This is a genomic window from Paenibacillus sp. MSJ-34 (genome assembly GCF_018918005.1).
In the GTDB taxonomy this organism is placed as follows: Bacteria; Bacillota; Bacilli; order Paenibacillales; family Paenibacillaceae; genus MSJ-34.
Genome location: NZ_JAHLPR010000023.1, coordinates 1 through 16,055, shown reverse-complemented (window position 1 = coordinate 16,055; position 16,055 = coordinate 1). Strand labels below are relative to the sequence as shown.

At 46.6% G+C, this 16,055-nt stretch carries 16 protein-coding genes; 8 read left to right on the top strand and 8 right to left on the bottom strand.

The window, feature by feature from the left end; genetic code table 11:
- Window positions 1-172 precede the first annotated feature (172 nt).
- The 4 genes from KQI79_RS12925 (at window position 173) to KQI79_RS12910 (ending at window position 2,894) form a co-directional block, all read left to right on the top strand.
- Window positions 173-604 carry a BlaI/MecI/CopY family transcriptional regulator gene (locus tag KQI79_RS12925; protein WP_216538659.1) on the top strand — a complete coding sequence of 144 codons (432 nt, stop codon included), beginning with the start codon at window positions 173-175 and terminating at the stop codon, window positions 602-604.
- Window positions 601-1,458, top strand: coding sequence for a M56 family metallopeptidase (locus KQI79_RS12920; RefSeq protein ID WP_216538658.1), 858 nt, complete (start codon window positions 601-603; stop codon window positions 1,456-1,458). The genes KQI79_RS12925 and KQI79_RS12920 overlap by 4 nt, the downstream gene beginning before the upstream one ends.
- A 123-nt stretch (window positions 1,459-1,581) precedes the next feature.
- The gene (locus tag KQI79_RS12915) at window positions 1,582-2,295 is read left to right on the top strand and encodes a cytochrome c biogenesis CcdA family protein (protein WP_216538657.1); all 714 of its coding nucleotides are present in this window, start codon (window positions 1,582-1,584) and stop codon (window positions 2,293-2,295) included.
- Between the two features lie 89 nt (window positions 2,296-2,384).
- The gene (locus KQI79_RS12910) at window positions 2,385-2,894 is read left to right on the top strand and encodes a DinB family protein (protein WP_216538656.1); all 510 of its coding nucleotides are present in this window, start codon (window positions 2,385-2,387) and stop codon (window positions 2,892-2,894) included.
- Window positions 2,895-2,941: 47 nt separating this feature from the next.
- Here KQI79_RS12910 and KQI79_RS12905 read toward each other — a convergent pair whose 3' ends face one another.
- The 4 genes from KQI79_RS12905 to KQI79_RS12890 are packed head-to-tail and all read right to left on the bottom strand — an operon-like array spanning window position 2,942 to window position 7,110.
- Window positions 2,942-4,054 (bottom strand): GerAB/ArcD/ProY family transporter, encoded by a 1,113-nt coding sequence (locus tag KQI79_RS12905; protein ID WP_230191624.1) that lies wholly within the window; start codon window positions 4,052-4,054, stop codon window positions 2,942-2,944.
- Window positions 4,055-4,069: 15 nt separating this feature from the next.
- Window positions 4,070-4,300 (bottom strand): hypothetical protein, encoded by a 231-nt coding sequence (locus KQI79_RS12900; RefSeq protein ID WP_216538655.1) that lies wholly within the window; start codon window positions 4,298-4,300, stop codon window positions 4,070-4,072.
- Between the two features lie 15 nt (window positions 4,301-4,315).
- Window positions 4,316-5,506, bottom strand: coding sequence for a Ger(x)C family spore germination protein (locus tag KQI79_RS12895; protein ID WP_216538654.1), 1,191 nt, complete (start codon window positions 5,504-5,506; stop codon window positions 4,316-4,318).
- Between the two features lie 23 nt (window positions 5,507-5,529).
- The gene (locus KQI79_RS12890) at window positions 5,530-7,110 is read right to left on the bottom strand and encodes a spore germination protein (protein WP_216538653.1); all 1,581 of its coding nucleotides are present in this window, start codon (window positions 7,108-7,110) and stop codon (window positions 5,530-5,532) included.
- Window positions 7,111-7,322: 212 nt separating this feature from the next.
- On the opposite strand from KQI79_RS12890, the gene KQI79_RS12885 reads away from it, so the two are divergent.
- Entirely contained in the window at window positions 7,323-8,135 is an 813-nt protein-coding gene (locus KQI79_RS12885) for a PIG-L deacetylase family protein (protein ID WP_216538652.1), read from the top strand.
- 157 nt (window positions 8,136-8,292) lie between these two features.
- Entirely contained in the window at window positions 8,293-8,778 is a 486-nt protein-coding gene (locus KQI79_RS12880) for a nucleoside deaminase (protein WP_216538651.1), read from the top strand.
- A 111-nt stretch (window positions 8,779-8,889) separates the two neighbouring features.
- On the opposite strand, the gene KQI79_RS12875 is transcribed toward KQI79_RS12880, so the two are convergent.
- The 3 genes from KQI79_RS12875 to KQI79_RS12865 form a co-directional block, all read right to left on the bottom strand.
- Window positions 8,890-10,266, bottom strand: a complete 1,377-nt coding sequence (locus KQI79_RS12875) for an MATE family efflux transporter (protein WP_216538650.1) — start codon at window positions 10,264-10,266, stop codon at window positions 8,890-8,892.
- Between the two features lie 409 nt (window positions 10,267-10,675).
- Complete coding sequence (locus KQI79_RS12870) at window positions 10,676-10,993, bottom strand: hypothetical protein (protein ID WP_216538649.1); 318 nt, start codon at window positions 10,991-10,993, stop codon at window positions 10,676-10,678.
- A gap of 196 nt (window positions 10,994-11,189) precedes the next feature.
- A complete protein-coding gene (locus KQI79_RS12865) occupies window positions 11,190-12,776 on the bottom strand; it encodes a multicopper oxidase family protein (protein ID WP_216538648.1) in 1,587 nt (528 codons plus the stop codon).
- Between the two features lie 141 nt (window positions 12,777-12,917).
- On the opposite strand from KQI79_RS12865, the gene KQI79_RS12860 reads away from it, so the two are divergent.
- Window positions 12,918-13,622: a response regulator transcription factor gene (locus KQI79_RS12860; RefSeq protein ID WP_216538647.1), complete on the top strand. Its 705-nt coding sequence runs from the start codon at window positions 12,918-12,920 to the stop codon at window positions 13,620-13,622.
- Entirely contained in the window at window positions 13,619-15,028 is a 1,410-nt protein-coding gene (locus KQI79_RS12855; RefSeq protein ID WP_216538646.1) for a HAMP domain-containing sensor histidine kinase, read from the top strand. The genes KQI79_RS12860 and KQI79_RS12855 overlap by 4 nt, the downstream gene beginning before the upstream one ends.
- 191 nt (window positions 15,029-15,219) lie before the next feature.
- Here KQI79_RS12855 and KQI79_RS12850 read toward each other — a convergent pair whose 3' ends face one another.
- Complete coding sequence (locus KQI79_RS12850) at window positions 15,220-15,771, bottom strand: TetR/AcrR family transcriptional regulator (protein ID WP_230191626.1); 552 nt, start codon at window positions 15,769-15,771, stop codon at window positions 15,220-15,222.
- Window positions 15,772-16,055: the final 284 nt, after the last annotated feature.

Below are 16,055 nucleotides of genomic sequence, written 5' to 3'. Positions count from 1 at the left end.
CGAAATCAATTCAAGTTTATCATTTTTTTAATATGGATCAAACGCGGCAGAACGATTTGTGACGGATTGTGATGGTTTTGTTATATTTTGCAGCTATTTTCATATGTTTTTGAGGAAAGATTGACAGCGGCGGCATCTTTATACTACAATCCGTAGTGTAGAGGTGAGGACGTTGAAAATTAAAAAATTTTATATGCACGAACAAGGATTGAATCATTTTTTTGGCCCGTTGGAAGCGAGAATTATGGACATCATTTGGGCGAGCGGAACAACGACGATTCGGGACGTTCAGACCGTATTAAATCAAGAAGAGCCGATTTCGTTCAACGCAGTGATGACTGTGATGAACCGTTTATTGGAAAAGGGATTGCTGCGGAAAAACTCACAGGGCAGCGGCAGGGGAAGAACGACGTTTTTCCAGCCTGTGCAAAGCAAAGAGCAGTTCCTGTCGGATCAGACGAAAGAAGTAACGCATGGTCTGATCCGCGAGTTTGGCGATTTGGTCGTCGGTCATATGATCGATGCATTGGATGAGGCGGATCCGGAAATGATCGCGAAACTGCAAGAAAAATTAAACCAAATGCAAAACGAGAGAAAACGATGAATCCGGTCGTCAAAGCGAATCTTATCTTCACGGCTCTGATGCTGCTTGGCGCCATCGTGCTGGCTCAGATGGGCTGGTACGTCGCTCATCAAATGTGGGGCGTTCCTCTTGCATGGAATGTACTGCAATATTGTGTAAGCGGTGCCCAAGACACAATCGTCGGCCGTGATGTCATCGTCTATATTTTGAATCTCGCCGTCATTTATACATTGGCCCGAATCGCGTGGAGAACGGCGAAACAACTGATTCTGACGTCAAAATGGATGCGCGCGTTTCGAAACGATACGCATCATGGGCACACGTCTCGCCTAAATGCGGAATTTCGGGAATGGAAAACGGAAATTATTGTTGTAAAAGACGCGGGCTTCGTCGCATTGAGCATAGGCATGCTGCGCCCGCGCATCGTTATTTCCACCGGTCTTCTTGCCATGTTTACGGAAGAGGAGGTAAGAGCAATCCTTCTTCATGAGCGCTACCATTGCCAACGCAGAGATCCGCTGCAAGCGTTTATGACGGCATTGACGAAGGATAGTATGGGGTATATTCCGCTCGTACGAACGTTAGCGCATCATTATGCGACGTGGCAAGAATTGTTGGCCGACCGTTATGCTATGAAGCAAATGGGTACGGAGTATTATCTGGGGAGCGTACTAATGAAATTATCTTCGCTTGCCCGTGTCCGCCGCGACGCCGCGACCGTACCTTTTGCAAGCAATGAGATCAATTATCGGATATTGCAAGTGCTTCAACCGGATCAAACGATCCATGTTCCTTTCTCCTTTGGCAAACCGCTTATGTTCACGATCGCCTTGTTATGCGTGGTGACAGGTTTCACCGCAGGCAGCTGTTCGTAAGCTTTAAGTCAGGGAAGTGAAATTGACATCTTTACTCATTATAGACTACAATCTGTAGTGTAAATAGCTTTTTGGCGATTTTTACGTGCATTGCGAGAAACAATATGGGGAGAGGGATTATTGATGAATGCCGCCGATTTAACGTTATGGATTGTATTCGGAGCCGGATTTTTATCGTTTATATCGCCCTGCTGTCTTCCGCTTTACCCGTCTTATTTATCGTACGTCACAGGGGTATCGGTAAAAGATTTGCAGGAGGGCAGGGGGATCTTGCAAAAAAGAGCGCTGCTGCATACGTTGTTTTTTATTTTAGGTTTTTCTATTATTTTTTTCGCTTTGGGACTTTCGGCGAGTTTCATCGGAATATTATTTTCCGGGAACCAAGAACTGATCCGGAAGCTGGGCGGCGTAATGGTCGCCGCGATGGGTCTGGTCATGTTGGGGATATTTACGCCCAAATTGCTAATGAAGAATGTTCGGTATGAATGGAACAACAAGCCTCTTGGGTATCTCGGGTCCGTATTGGTCGGAATTACATATGCGGCAGGTTGGACGCCTTGTGTCGGGCCGATTTTGACGGCCGTTCTGGCGCTGGGAGTAAGCAATCCCGGACAGGCATTGATCTACACGTTTGCTTATACATTAGGTTTTGCCGTTCCGTTTTTTGCGATGGCCTTTTTCCTCGGAAGAATGCGTTGGATGTTGAAACATTCAAACAAGCTGATGAAAATAGGCGGAGCTTTGATGGTTTTGACAGGCGTCTTGCTTTATACGGATCAAATGACGAAAATTACGACGTATTTGATCGGCTTATACGGCGGTTTTACCGGGTTTTGAACATCTGTACTCAAAAACTGCGCTTTTGTAGATTCAAAGCGTTAATGTTATACTTTAAACGATAATAAAATGAAAGGGAGCGATTGGGAATGTACCACAGCATAAACGAATTTATCGCCGACTGGCGCATGGAAGAGGCCCTGACCTTGAAAGTGCTTGAAGCTTTGAGCGACGAGTCTCTCGGACAATCGGTTTCGCCAAAGCAGAAACGAACGCTCGGAGATCTAGGGTGGCACTTGGTTAGCGCCCTCGATGTAATGCTTGGCGCCGCAGGACTAAAGATCGACGGTCCGGAATATAAGCGGCCAACGCCGGCTCGCGCGGCGGAAATTGTTGACGCTTACCGCCAAATGAGCCGGGCCGCGATCGACGCGCTGCAAGAACAATGGTCCGATGACAAGCTTGCGGAGCGCATAATGCTATTCGGTTTCATCGATACGACCTATGCCGGCGTGTTAGAGACGGTTGTACGCCATCAAATCCATCACCGCGGCCAAATGACGATTTTGATGCGTCAGGCGGATGTCGTCCCTCCGGGCGTCTATGGTCCGAACGAAGAAGAAGGAGCGGCGATTCGCGCGGCGCAAGGAAATAAATAAGGCATTCAAACGACTAAGGCGATCAAGTCGGAACGGGACATGATCGCCTATTTTGCGTTGCCAACCATTTTGCGAATCGAAGCGGCGCCAAGCAACAAGAGCGGATAGACGAATCCGATTGAAAACGTATAAGGGATGTATGTATAAGTATCCCATTCCGTTGCGTAAATCGTATTCGGATAGATAATTGTGGAGAGGGCGATCGTCAACAATCCTAACGGGATGACAAGAGGACGGTAATCTCGCAAGTTAAAGATTTGGGCAATTCCTATAGCGATCGCGTACAAAAATATAGTAAGCCTGAAATATAAAGAAATAAACCACATGAAAGCCATTATGGCTTCAATGCGTTGAAAGAATTTGCCTACGCTAATTTTTCTGGCTAATATATAGCTCGGATAAAGGCTCCGTTCCGTCAAATCGGGTCCAAGCGCCAGTATGCATAGAACGACAATAAGGATCATCATCAAGCAGCCGAGGACGTATCCCGTGTAAAAAGCTTTTTGCGCCGCTTTCGGGCGATTCAGGCTAGGCGGATAAATCATTAGCAACGTGATCGACGGGAATATCGCAATGCTTAGAAAAGTAAGAATTGCCGGCCATAACTGCTTCACACCCGTTTCCAGTACAGGTTGGGCGTATTCCAATTTCGTTTGCGGCAAAATGCAAAACACCATAACGATAAATAGCAAAAGCACCCAAGGAAACAAGATTTCTGCCGATCGAGCCATGACTTCGATACCGAGCCGAACGCCGATGACCGCAATAACCGCATACACGATATTAATGGATTGAATCGGGGTAGCGGGAATGATCTGGGTCACCATAAAATCGCTTAAATAATACAAGACGGCCGGCGGGGCCGCCACAATGAGCGATGAGACCAACAATAAGGATATCAACTTCCCAATCCATTTTCCAAATACTTTGTCGTTTAATTGAACCAGGGTTAGCCGGGGATCGAGATTCCCGACGGCAATGAATAACCAGACGATGAGCAATCCTGTCATTCCCCCGACGGCGGCCGCGATCCATCCGTCCTGTTTCGCAAAGTAAGCCAAGCTTGACGGAATCACTAAAAGCGAAGTTCCGATCGTGAACAGAAGCACGATCACCATTAATTGATACGGCGATATTTTGACGCGATTCAGCGTTTTCACCTTCTCTCGGATAGTCTAAAATAATCCGAACAGCAACTTGCTAAGCGGTTTATAAGCGACAGCCATCCAATCCAGCGGATTCGGGACTTGGACGCTCCATATTTTGGATACGGTTAAGCCGATCCCAAGACAAAGCAGCGTAAAATAAACGGCGAATTCCCGCTTATCTCCGCGTTTCGACATTTGGGGCCAATCTATAATCACCAGTACGGCCGAGATGGCGACGATTGCGATCGAAGCGAACATTTACGGCACTCCTCCCTATGTTTTGCTATACACGGAATTTGTAATGGTTCCAACGCGTCGAATATGAACTTCGATCCGAATCTCCACAGGGAGATCGGGAAAACGGCGATGCCAATCCTCTTTTACCGTTTTCCAATATGCCGGGTTAGCGCGGCGAACCGCTTCGCCAAAACCGAAAATATCCGTTTTTAACGTTTTTGCTTTTCTTAGCGAAGCTTCGATATGTTTCTCCATTTCCTCTTCTACTTCTTTTTCTAAATGCGCGATCGTTTCGGTTTTGGTCAGATCGATTTTGCATTGCACGTCGGATACGCTTGCTTCTGTCCGAATCTTAACGGTCGCTTCGGGATTGCCGTTCCTTACGTTTCCCTTAATATCGGATTTCGAACGCATTACGTCTACCGCCAAACGCCCGCCTGACGCGCAGGGAATCTCAACAACACTCCGGTGCAGCTTGTTTGTGATATCCGAATAACCTTTGCTTTCCGTTTCGTTCAGCCAACCGACCAGCCTGTCCTCCCGGAAGGCGGCCAATCCCCACGCCTGGATATTGGCCGCGGGCTCGATCGCCTCGACATTTTTCTTCTTCTCGCCTTCCCGGGGATCGCCAACGATACGAAAGCCGGTTAGAACGGGATTTTTCCCTTTGATGACGATATCGTTAATTAACTCGTCCAGTTTAACGGTTATGACCGGAGACCATTCCTTTTCCGCCACTTCGAGAGAGTTGAATATTTTTTCCGCGGGAATTCTCACGGTCGGCGTCATCATGGTCAATATTTGTTTTGCCGACGTTTGCCGTGCGACCGAAATATAGAAATCGGTGCGAAATTCATGGTATCGCGAGAAAAAGTCTACGATCCCGCCGATTCCTTGCCTGGCCAGTTCTTCGGACAAAACGAGAATCCGGAGATGCGCGAAATAATTGTTCCGGGGAGATACCGTCGTCAGCCGGCGAAGGGCTTCGGCCATCGTATCCCCTTTGGAACTGTATACCGTAACGGGCGCTTGTCCGCCGCGGCCATCCTTTTTGGATACTTCCCCCGGATCGACAACCTGAACGGAAACTTCATACTGTTTCCCCGATTTGTCTATTCCCATTCCTACGACAATGGCAAGATCGTTAAGCTCGCGCCGACTCCAGCAACCTGTCAGGAAAGATAGCATGACGAGGAGAAGAATTACCGAAACGGTCTTTTGTTTCATGAAGGCTGCCCCCTTTCCGGCGCTTACGGCCGGGGTTTCGGTTTGCGCGGCGGATTCAACCGTTGGCGGATCGAATTATGCGAGTGAATGAACCGCGGACGGGTTAACAATGCCCAAAACGGCAGCCTGACAAGCGTATCCTTTTGATCCTCAAGGATGAAAGGGCCAACGGGAGACATAAACGGCACCCCGAAGGAACGCAAACTGCACAAATGGAGTATCAAAGCGATCAATCCGACGAGCACGCCGAACAAACCGAAGGAAGCGGCAAGAGCCATAAAGAGAAAACGAATCATTCGCGCGGCGATGGAAGCGTTGAATGCCGGGATGACGAAACTGGCGATTGCGGTAATCGCGACGACAATGACCATCGCGGCGGAAACGATGCCCGCGTCGACGGCCGCGGTCCCGATCACCAAAGTGCCGACAATGGACACGGCCTGCCCCATCGCTTTCGGCATCCGGACCCCGGATTCCCGCAATATTTCGAAGGTCACTTCCATCAGAAGAGCTTCAACGAACGCCGGAAAGGGAACGCCTTCCCTTTGCGAGGCCAAACTAATCAATAACGCGGTTGGGATCATTTCTTGATGAAACGTCGTTATCGCAATATATAGGGAAGGGCCGAGCATGGCGAGAAAAAACCCGAGAAAGCGAAGTGCCCGAATGAGAGAACTGATATCCGCACGATGATAATAATCCTCAGCCGACTGGAAGAACTGGATAAATAACGACGGCACTAAAAGAACGAAAGGGGTGCCGTCGACCAAAATGGCAATGCGGCCTTCCAGCAGAGCGCCTGCTACAACATCGGGGCGTTCCGTGTTGTTCATGGTCGGAAAGGGAGTATACGTTTCGTCCTGAATGTATTCTTCGATATATCCGCTCTCCAAGATGCCGTCGACATCGATCCGATTCATGCGGGCGCGGACTTCTTCGACTACTTTTTCGTCCGCAATCCCGTTGATGTACATGATGGATACTTTCGTTTTCGTAATTCTGCCGATGGTAAACGTTTCGAGCCATAGATTCGGATCGTTGATTTTTTTGCGGATCAATGACGTATTCGTTCGGATGTTCTCGATAAACCCTTCCCTCGGTCCGCGAATGACCGCCTCGCCCGATGCTTCCTGCACCGGACGCTTTTCCGAACTTTTCATATCGATCGTAAGCCCTTCGGCAAAGCCGTCGAACAATAAGATCACCTCGCCGGATAAGAGGGAATCGAATAGCTTGTCGAAATCGCGAACATCCGCAATATCTCCCACCGTTAAGACTCGCTCTTTCAAAACATCCAGAACATTCCGGCTGTCCATCTCGATATGTTTATTGCTGGACATTAAGGTTTCCAGAATAAAGTTTTGAATCGATTTGGTGTCGGCAAGACCGTCCATATATAGTATCGATGTTCTCATAGACATCCCGTCTATCTCAAAGCGAATCTCTCTGTTGACGAAATCCTCGCTGTTTCCAAGGGTAGATTCGATTTGCTCAATGGTATCGTCAAGCTTGATATGTAAAGGCTCGATCTCTTTCATACCGTCCTTGCGTTGCGCCTCGTCCGGATTCAGCGGGGCGGTCGGCCGCTTTCTGAAAAAATTCATCTTCTGCCGTTCCCTTCATGTCTTCATTCAAATCAAGTATGACCAAGGCAATTTCAAAGTATACGTTAAGCAAAGGGAGGTTTTGACGGATCCATATTGTTATTTGTATAGATTTTCATTACTATTACTAGTAATCGCTGGAGAATTGCTTGGAAATCAGTCAGCTTCATTATTTATGGGAATTCATATTTGAATGTTGGAGGAGATTTCTTATGACAAACGCTCTAAATGTATTGGTTATTGCCGCTCACCCGGACGAGCCCGAGGAATATGCCGGCGGTACGGCCGCTTTGTTCGCCGAGCTTGGGCACCGGGTAAAGTTCTTGACGCTGACGAACGGCGACATCGGTCATTACGACTATAAAGGTCCTGAACTTGCGCAACGCAGACGCCAAGAAGCGCTATCGGCCGCCGAACGGCTTGGCGTTCAAGAGTATACCATCTGGGAAATTTCCGATGGTTGGCTCGTGCCCAGCCCCGAGAATCGGGATCAAGTCATCGAGCAAATCCGCGAGTGGAAAGCCGACATCGTTATTACCTTCCACGGAAATGGCGGCGGTCATTTCGACAATCGCAATGTCGGCAGAATCGTGCGCGAAGCCGCACAATATGTAGCCAGTGGCGCCGCAACATTCGGAAAGCAGCCTCTGTTTCTGCTGATGCCGGACTTCACGGCCCGCAGCATCTACAAAGCGGATATTGCCGTCGATATCGCTTCCGTGCTGGAAAAGAAGCTGATGGGCTGCGATGCCCACGCATCGCAGTTTTATGAACTGGCTCCATGGCAGCAAAGAATTGATCATCTGGTTCCGGAAGGCTGGGAACGGAGGAGAGCGTTTATTCTCAAATACTGGGGGCAATTCTTTCATGTGTCTGAGGAGATGATTCCGGCATTGGAACGCTGGTATGGCAAAGACAAGAGCGCCGGCATTCGGTATGCGGAACCGTTCGAGATTGCGGACTATAACAGTCGCCAATGGAGCGAAGACGAGATACGCGCATTGCTTCCCATGCTGAAAAACTAACAAAACGATCCGTTCAAACTGCATGATTACTATATGAAGAACATATGCATCGCTTATGTTTTATATATTATTCGTTTCGTTGCTTTCATGGTAGCATAACTGTATAGAGGGAAAGGGGAGCGTTGATCGACCCGCTCAAATGGAGGAGGTTCAATTGATGATAAACGATACAGATTTGAAGCATCTGCGACGCTGTATTGAACTTGCAAGGGCTGCTCTGGAGATTGGCGACGAGCCTTTCGGTTCCGTCCTTGTCTCAGCCAACGGAGACGTGCTTGCGGAAGACCATAACCATGTCGCCGGCGGCGACCATACCCAGCACCCGGAATTTGCTTTGGCGCGTTGGGCGGCCGGGAACATGACAGCCGAAGACAGGGCACTGGCGACAGTTTATACCTCGGGCGAACATTGTCCTATGTGCGCCGCGGCCCACGGCTGGGTTGGATTAGGCCGGATCGTTTACGCCAGTTCCTCCGAACAGTTGGCGCAATGGCTGAGTGAAATGGGGGTTGGCGCAGCGCGCGTTCGCAATCTTCCGATCCAAGATGTGATTCGCGATACCGTTATAGAAGGCCCTGTTCCCGAACTGGCGGAGGAAGTGCGCGAGCTGCATCGTCAGTTTTACGCCAAGAGACCGAAATAGATTTGATAAACGCCGTCGGGTAATAAGCATTCAACGAAAAAGGATAGAAGAAGCCGAAATCTCGGGTCTCTATCCTTTTTGTACGGCTATAGGCATCGTCGGCTTGGTGAATTAAAGTTCTACCGCATTCGATTTGGCTTTGAGAAGCCGCTTTATCGTAAGTCCAAATAATGCGCAACAAGTTAAGGCGGCACAGACATCCGCAATCGGTTCCGCAATAATGACCGCATTTGTTTTCGGCGCGATGAACGTTGGCAATAGATATACGAGTGGAATAAGCAAAATGATTTTACGCAAGATGGCAATGAAAATGGAAACCTTTGCTTGTCCAAGGGCAATAAATATTTGCTGAAAAGCTAATTGAACGCCATAAATACATGTACCTAGAAAAAATATTTTCATAAGCTTCACCGTTAGCGCGATCAGTACGGGATTGTTAGTGAAGATTAAAATTGGAAGCTCGGGTAGAAAAATAGCTATACCCCACAGAACTAAACCGAAAATGGAACAGAAGATCGTACAATACACTATCGTAGCTTTGACCCGAACAAAATCGCCGGACCCGTAATTATATCCGATAATCGGTTGAGCACCCTGTGCAAAGCTCTGTAACAACAATGTGAAAATTTGCATGAGGCTGCTCATGATTCCCATGGCGGCAACGTACAGATCATTGCCATATCTAGCAAGAGAAGTGTTGAATACGATTTGAATCAAACTTTCGGTCGACTGCATAATAAACGGGGAAAGCCCCAGCGCAAGCACACTTCCAACGATGTTAAGGTCAATGCGCATGTTTTGTATTCGCAGACGCAGAGGAGTTCGTCTCGAAGTAAGAAACCGCAACACCCATACCGCAGAGATGGATTGCGAGATTACAGTGGCCAGCGCCGCGCCTTTGACCCCCATATCCATTCCAAAAATGAAGATAGGATCGAGGATGATGTTGGCCGCCGCCCCCACGCATATCGTCATCATCGCTGTTTTGGCGAATCCTTGAGCGGCAATAAACTGGTTCAAGCCTAGCGATAGGAGTACGGCAATCGTGCCGATTAAATAAATCCCCATATAATCTTCGGCAAACGGCAAAGTATCGGCACTCGCTCCAAATAAGGCCAGCAACCGGGATTGAAAGAGCAGAAAAGCGATCGTCAACCCGGCGGCTGCGATTAACAGCATGACAAAACAACTGCCTAACAGTTCTTCCGCCTTTTTATGTTCTCCTTCCCCCATTTTAATGGAAGCAAGCGGCGCGCCGCCAAATCCGATCAGCGCCGCAAATGCTGATATCGCCATGATGATCGGGAATGCGACACCGACGCCGGTCAAGGCCAGCGTGCCCGTGTCAGGCATTCTTCCAATAAACATTCGATCCACCACATTATAAAGTGCATTGATAACCTGTGCGATAATTGCGGGAGTGGCAAGCGAGAGTATCAATTTGGGAATTCTCTCGTTAGCAAAACGGTGATTCATCGTCTGATTCATTTCATTGTCGTCCTTATGATTTTATCGTTATTATATGGGAGTATATTAACACACATCATATCGATTGGAAATACGAATTGTAACGAACATAAACGTCATTAAAATCGATTTAAATCTCATAAATAATCCCTGAGTACAACGAGTTAGCAAACCTCGTTAAATCAGGGATTACGTTCGTTTAAAGAAGTATTGGTTTCGCTTTTTGCTGGATGGGTCGAGGCGGGAGACGACGGATGCGTTCGCATTCGCGGGCGGCGCCATGATTTGCGCGATTGGATCCCAATGTCGATATCGTCCGTCCGCACGCCCCTGATCGTTGGAAAGGGGAGGATCGGCGATGAGTGCGTATAAACAGCTCGCACTTGACCTTGACGGCAGTTAGAAATTAAAGCGTAATTCCTGTCATAGATCAGCCATCCTTTAACTCCTTTAACCATTCCAGCTCATTCAAGGAACTATCTAAGTATTGACCTTTCCAATCCTCATTGCTATTTCGCAAACGTTTTTTCTTTCGAATCGGATTTCGATCTCTATTTTTAGGCAATGAGGCCCTTTTTTCGCTCTTCATCTTTTTGACGGCGATCGAATCATTTTTTATATTTTTTCTTTTTTTAGTTTGAGAGATGGAGTTTTGTTTGCGATGATAGCCTCGTTTCGGGTATTGATTGATTGTAAATACAGAGAATGGGACTTTAGTAAAGTAGGGGAGCGACATATTATATCTCATATCCCAGTCCTCCCTTCATCATTTTTGTGATTTTGTTCCATTTGAAATAGGTGATATTGGAGACTCTACATTCTATGAAGGGGGGACTTGTTATGATTGGACAAATTTCCATATCAAAAAGCAGGACACTGCCTGCGAGAGATTCGATGACCTATCTTATGAAATGAATCCGGCAGGAGCTTGAATTCGCATAGCCTTATTCAGGTTTATTGGCTACATTCGGATCCGGCATATAGTCGTTTTTATAATCCGTATATTTCACATCGGTCACCATTCCCGACGATGCATGGTGCAAGTCGTGGCAGTGGAACATCCAGTCCCCCGGGTTATCGGCTTCAAAAGCAATGACATACTCTTCTCCCGGCTTAACATTCAGCGTATCTTTCATGACCGGAGATCCTTGAAGAGGTTCGCCGTTTTTGCTTAATACTTGGAAAAAGTGGCCATGCAAGTGCATCGGATGGTCGTCCGTTTTAGACTGATTCACAAACGTCACTTTGACTTGATCTCCTTTTTTCACTTTGATTTTTTCGGTTTCCGGAAAGACTTTGCCGTTTATCGTATACACCATTTCTCCGTTTTTCATTTCCGTATTTAAATTCATCAGCACTTCTTGCTCGAACGATTGCGTCAACGAAAATTGGGACTCGGACAGTTTGCCGTATTGGGCTAAATTAAATTGTGGCAATTGTTCGGAGCGATCGGAACTGTCGCTTTGCACGTCTGAATCCTCATACTGAATCACAGCTTTCATGTTTTCGGATCTTTGATCGTATCCATGTTCCTCAAGGAGCCAGGACCCCGGGTTGTCGGCTGTAAATTCAATATCGTAGCGTTCTCCGGGAGCGACGGATAGAACTTGATCTTTGATCACGGCAGGGTTGCTCAGCGGCTGGCCGTCGGTAGAGATCACTTTAAATTCATGCCCGTGCAAGTGCATTTGATGCACAATATATCCTGCATTAATCAGGCGAAGTCTCACCTTGTCGCCTTCTTTTACGGCCAATTTTTCAATGGCGTCGCCGGACTTGCCGTTCATCGTATATAGATCGTACATGCTCATATCGTGTCCGCCCATGACCATTTGACCCATGTGCATATTGCCATGATCTATCCCACCCCTGTTCATCATGTCTCCGGAATGGCCGGCATCTTGACTCATACCCGTCCCGCCGGAGCTCATCCATTCATCTAGCATAAGGGTGTAATCCCGATCGTAACCGTCATTCGGATCTTCAACAATAAGCGAACCGTACAGGCCTTTATCGACTTGGTTCACACTGTCCTGGTGCGAATGATACCAGTAGGTCCCGGGTACGGTCGCTTTGAATTCATAGGTGAACGTCTTACCGGGAACGACCGCATCTTGCGTAACGCCGGGAATGCCGTCCATATCATTGGGAACCGGATATCCGTGCCAGTGGATGGAAACGGGCTCTTTCAATTCGTTTTTCAAATGAATTCTCACCGTATCTCCGACTTTCACGCGGATCTGCGGACCGGGGATCGAGTTGTTAAATGTCCAGACCGGCAATATCTTACCTTTCGATACTTCAAGATTGCTCTCTTGCGCAGTGATCGTATATTCTTTACCGTCAACCACCGGCATTGCCGACGCAAGTTTTACGCTTTGGGTATCGGAAACAGAGTTCGACGGGCTACTATTCATGTTGTAACGATCCATGCCTTCCATCGCATTATGATTCCCCACGTTCAGACAACCTGTGGTAATGATCGCTACAGCACCTGCAACGACAATACTTTTAAGCAGCATGCCTTTCATTTGTATTCCTCCTGTTTTATGATTTGGTTGGATTATGTACATAACAATAAAAGAAACATGTGTAGAAATGATGGAGACACACAAAAAATTCAAATTTACCATTTATAATGGATGAGTAAATACCGATTCGAGGGGAACGTCATGGAAAAAGAAAAAATTCTAGTCGTGGATGACGAATGGAATTTACGAAATTTGCTGCGAATCTATTTAACCAAAGGCGGTTATCAAGTGGCGGAAGCAGGTCATGGTAGCGACGCCCTGAAATTATTATCGGAGCAATCGTTTCATCTCATCATTTTGGATGTTATGATGCCAGATATGGACGGGTGGACATTATGCGGAAAAATAAGGGAATCAAGCCAAGTTCCGATTTTAATGCTTACGGCAAGAACGGACACAAGAGACAAAGTATTCGGATTGGAACTAGGCGCCGACGATTACCTCGTCAAACCTTTTGAAGCTGCGGAACTTCTTGCCAGAGTAACCGCTCTGCTTCGCCGAAGCAAAACTCCCTATTCGCCGGAACATGAAGTGTACATTCGTTTCCGTAATCTTCAAATTTCTCCGGAATCGAGAGAAGTGGAGATAAACGGACAGAAGATCGATTTTACGCCAAAAGAATTTGATTTGTTACTGGTTTTAGCCAAAAATCCTCAGCGGGTCTTCTCCAGAGACATGCTCCTGGAGCTTCTATGGAATTATGATTATACGGGGGATGCGCGTTCCGTGGATACGCACATTAAAAACATTCGCGATAAAGCGCAAAAAGCCGGCCTTGGTTATAATCCGGTGCAAACCGTCTGGGGCGTAGGGTACAGATTTTATCATCCGGGGGAGCTGCCATGAAGATCAATCGCATTGCGGTCAAATTAAGCATGATCATTGTATCGCTTTTTTTCATCCTATTGCTTCTTTTAGGTTATGTTGTGGATCGGATCTTTTCCAACTTTTATTATGAGAAGGCTCATCAAGAAGTGGCGGAACTGTCAGCGCATTTTGTAAAGATGGTGCAATCCAGGCAAGGGATTCCGACAGAATTGATATCGACGATGGCCGAGTTTTCCAAAGTGGAGATTTTCGTTGTCGATACACAAGGGCAGCTGATCGGAAAATCAAGCAAGGCGCCGATCAATCATCTGGAATTTATTCGTCCAAATGAAATTTCCGGAATGACGAACGGGGAGGGGATCTTAAAGGAATATAAAGATGATGCCGGGAGGTCGTATCTTGTATGCGGCAAACCGATTCTCAACCAACTGGATCATATTCAAGGCGGCGTCATTGTCATTTCATCGCTCGATATCGTGAAAGCTTCCGTTATGAAAGTAAGACAGCTTCTATGCTTGTCCGGTCTTGCCGGATTTCTCATCGCCGTCGGATTCTCGTCCATCCTTTCCCGCAAAATGTCCAGACCGCTCATTCAAATGGAGGAGGCGACACGGCAAATTGCGGCCGGCAAACTGGAAACGAGAGTGGAGACCGTTTCAAAAGATGAAATCGGTTCGTTAGCCCAGGCCATCAATGACTTGGCGGAAGACTTGCAAAGATACCGGGATACGCGCAATGAATTTTTCGCGAACATCTCGCATGAACTGAAGACGCCGATCACCTATTTGGAAGGATATGCGAATGTCGTATCCCAAGAGTTGTATGAAACGGAAGAGGAGAAGCGAAAATATTTGGACATTATTTCAGAGGAAGCGAAACGGTTAAACCGTCTCATTCACGATCTGTTTGATCTTTCGAAAATGGAAGAAGGGAGGATTCCTCTTTCGCCGGAGCCGGTTTATGTAAACGAGTTACTCGATCGCGTGATGAAGAAAGTCTCGATGAAATCGGAAGCGAAAGGGCTCCAACTGATAAAGAAGATGTCCGAACCCGATCTTTTGATCTATGGAGACTCGAATCGTCTGGAACAAATCTTTTTTAATTTGTTCGATAACGCCATTCGTTACACCCAACAAGGCAATATTGTCATTTCCGCGAAACAAAATAAGGGAATGGTGTGCGTCTCGGTCGAAGACTCTGGTGTCGGCATTCCCCCGAAAGAACTTCCTTATCTGTTCGAGCGGTTTTATCGGGTGGAAAAATCGAGATCCAGGGAACATGGAGGTTCGGGACTTGGTCTTGCGATCGCAAAAAAATTGGTGGAAATGCATGACGGCACGATCCACGTATTCAGCAAGTACGGGCAAGGGACAAGATTTGACGTTTGTTTGCAAAAATATGATCTGCAAAAGAGTAAAAAGTAACCTGAGTTGAAAACGATACCGAAACAAAATCTAGGCAAAACAGTTATGCAATGTTTGCACGATGACATATTCACAAAACCCGTATTTTGTACATATGTTGATAAAGTTATTTAACTCCTTTGTATTACAGATTTCACATGGTTTGTGTCACAAACGCTTGATATCATTCATTCATGCAGCATCGTCTCCCGTTAGCGTAATGCTCCTTCGAAAGACTGAGATCCAGCTACTACAAATAAAGCAACCTTCTTGGCGACTTCCTCTTTATTCGTGGTGATGCTACCAGTGGCCCATTGCAAGGCACCTTCATGAATGATTTGTGCAAAAATAGGCACAAACAAGTTCTTTTCGTTATCGGTATAAATACGTTCCAAACTTTTCGACAAAAAAACCTTCAGTTCATTTAGTATTTTTTCTTTCATTTGCGGTAGAACCAAGCCACCATAGCTGCTGCGACATTCAATGTTCGGTTGTTGATAAAAATCGCATACGGCTAAAACGAGTTGTTGTATGCTGTCCTGATCGAACTGCACAATGCCTGAAGTATGGTTTTTGATAGATGCTGAGGCGAAATCCCCCATAATAAAATCGATTAAATCGTATTTATCATTAAAGTGTGCATAGAATGTAGCCCGATTAACCTGCGCTCCCCTTGTTATATCCGCTATTGTAATTTTTTCAAAATCCTTCTTAGAAGCCAAATTGAAAAAAGCATTAATCAATGATTGTTTCGTTTGTGTCATTCGTATATTCCTTGCTTTTGTGGCCATTTCCTTCACCTCTAACCCAACAATTTATTATTATTGTGGCTATAGCAACATTCGCACAGGGTTGTTGATTGTTGCATTAAACCTTTGGCTGTATAGTTTTCATTAAAGCAACATATGTTTCTTTTAATATATCATAGATAAGTCCAGCGGTAAGATGTCAAGTCCCTGATTCTTGAGAATTGGAAATTTTCTTGGCCGTAAAGCAAGGGAGTCAGGGAAAATGACAGCACCAAACTAAACCCAGCCCGAAAATCAAG

What these genes read in the sequence shown, in the direction of transcription:
- KQI79_RS12920 (WP_216538658.1), top strand. Translation starts at nt 601, where the DNA reads ATGAATCCGGTCGTCAAAGCGAATCTTATCTTCACGGCTCTGATGCTG.
- KQI79_RS12915 (WP_216538657.1), top strand. Translation starts at nt 1,582, where the DNA reads ATGAATGCCGCCGATTTAACGTTATGGATTGTATTCGGAGCCGGATTT.
- KQI79_RS12910 (WP_216538656.1), top strand. Translation starts at nt 2,385, where the DNA reads ATGTACCACAGCATAAACGAATTTATCGCCGACTGGCGCATGGAAGAG.
- KQI79_RS12900 (WP_216538655.1), bottom strand. Translation starts at nt 4,300, where the DNA reads ATGTTCGCTTCGATCGCAATCGTCGCCATCTCGGCCGTACTGGTGATT.
- KQI79_RS12895 (WP_216538654.1), bottom strand. Translation starts at nt 5,506, where the DNA reads ATGAAACAAAAGACCGTTTCGGTAATTCTTCTCCTCGTCATGCTATCT.
- KQI79_RS12890 (WP_216538653.1), bottom strand. Translation starts at nt 7,110, where the DNA reads ATGAATTTTTTCAGAAAGCGGCCGACCGCCCCGCTGAATCCGGACGAG.
- KQI79_RS12885 (WP_216538652.1), top strand. Translation starts at nt 7,323, where the DNA reads ATGACAAACGCTCTAAATGTATTGGTTATTGCCGCTCACCCGGACGAG.
- KQI79_RS12880 (WP_216538651.1), top strand. Translation starts at nt 8,293, where the DNA reads ATGATAAACGATACAGATTTGAAGCATCTGCGACGCTGTATTGAACTT.
- KQI79_RS12875 (WP_216538650.1), bottom strand. Translation starts at nt 10,266, where the DNA reads ATGAATCAGACGATGAATCACCGTTTTGCTAACGAGAGAATTCCCAAA.
- KQI79_RS12870 (WP_216538649.1), bottom strand. Translation starts at nt 10,993, where the DNA reads ATGAGATATAATATGTCGCTCCCCTACTTTACTAAAGTCCCATTCTCT.
- KQI79_RS12865 (WP_216538648.1), bottom strand. Translation starts at nt 12,776, where the DNA reads ATGAAAGGCATGCTGCTTAAAAGTATTGTCGTTGCAGGTGCTGTAGCG.
- KQI79_RS12860 (WP_216538647.1), top strand. Translation starts at nt 12,918, where the DNA reads ATGGAAAAAGAAAAAATTCTAGTCGTGGATGACGAATGGAATTTACGA.
- KQI79_RS12855 (WP_216538646.1), top strand. Translation starts at nt 13,619, where the DNA reads ATGAAGATCAATCGCATTGCGGTCAAATTAAGCATGATCATTGTATCG.
- KQI79_RS12850 (WP_230191626.1), bottom strand. Translation starts at nt 15,771, where the DNA reads ATGACACAAACGAAACAATCATTGATTAATGCTTTTTTCAATTTGGCT.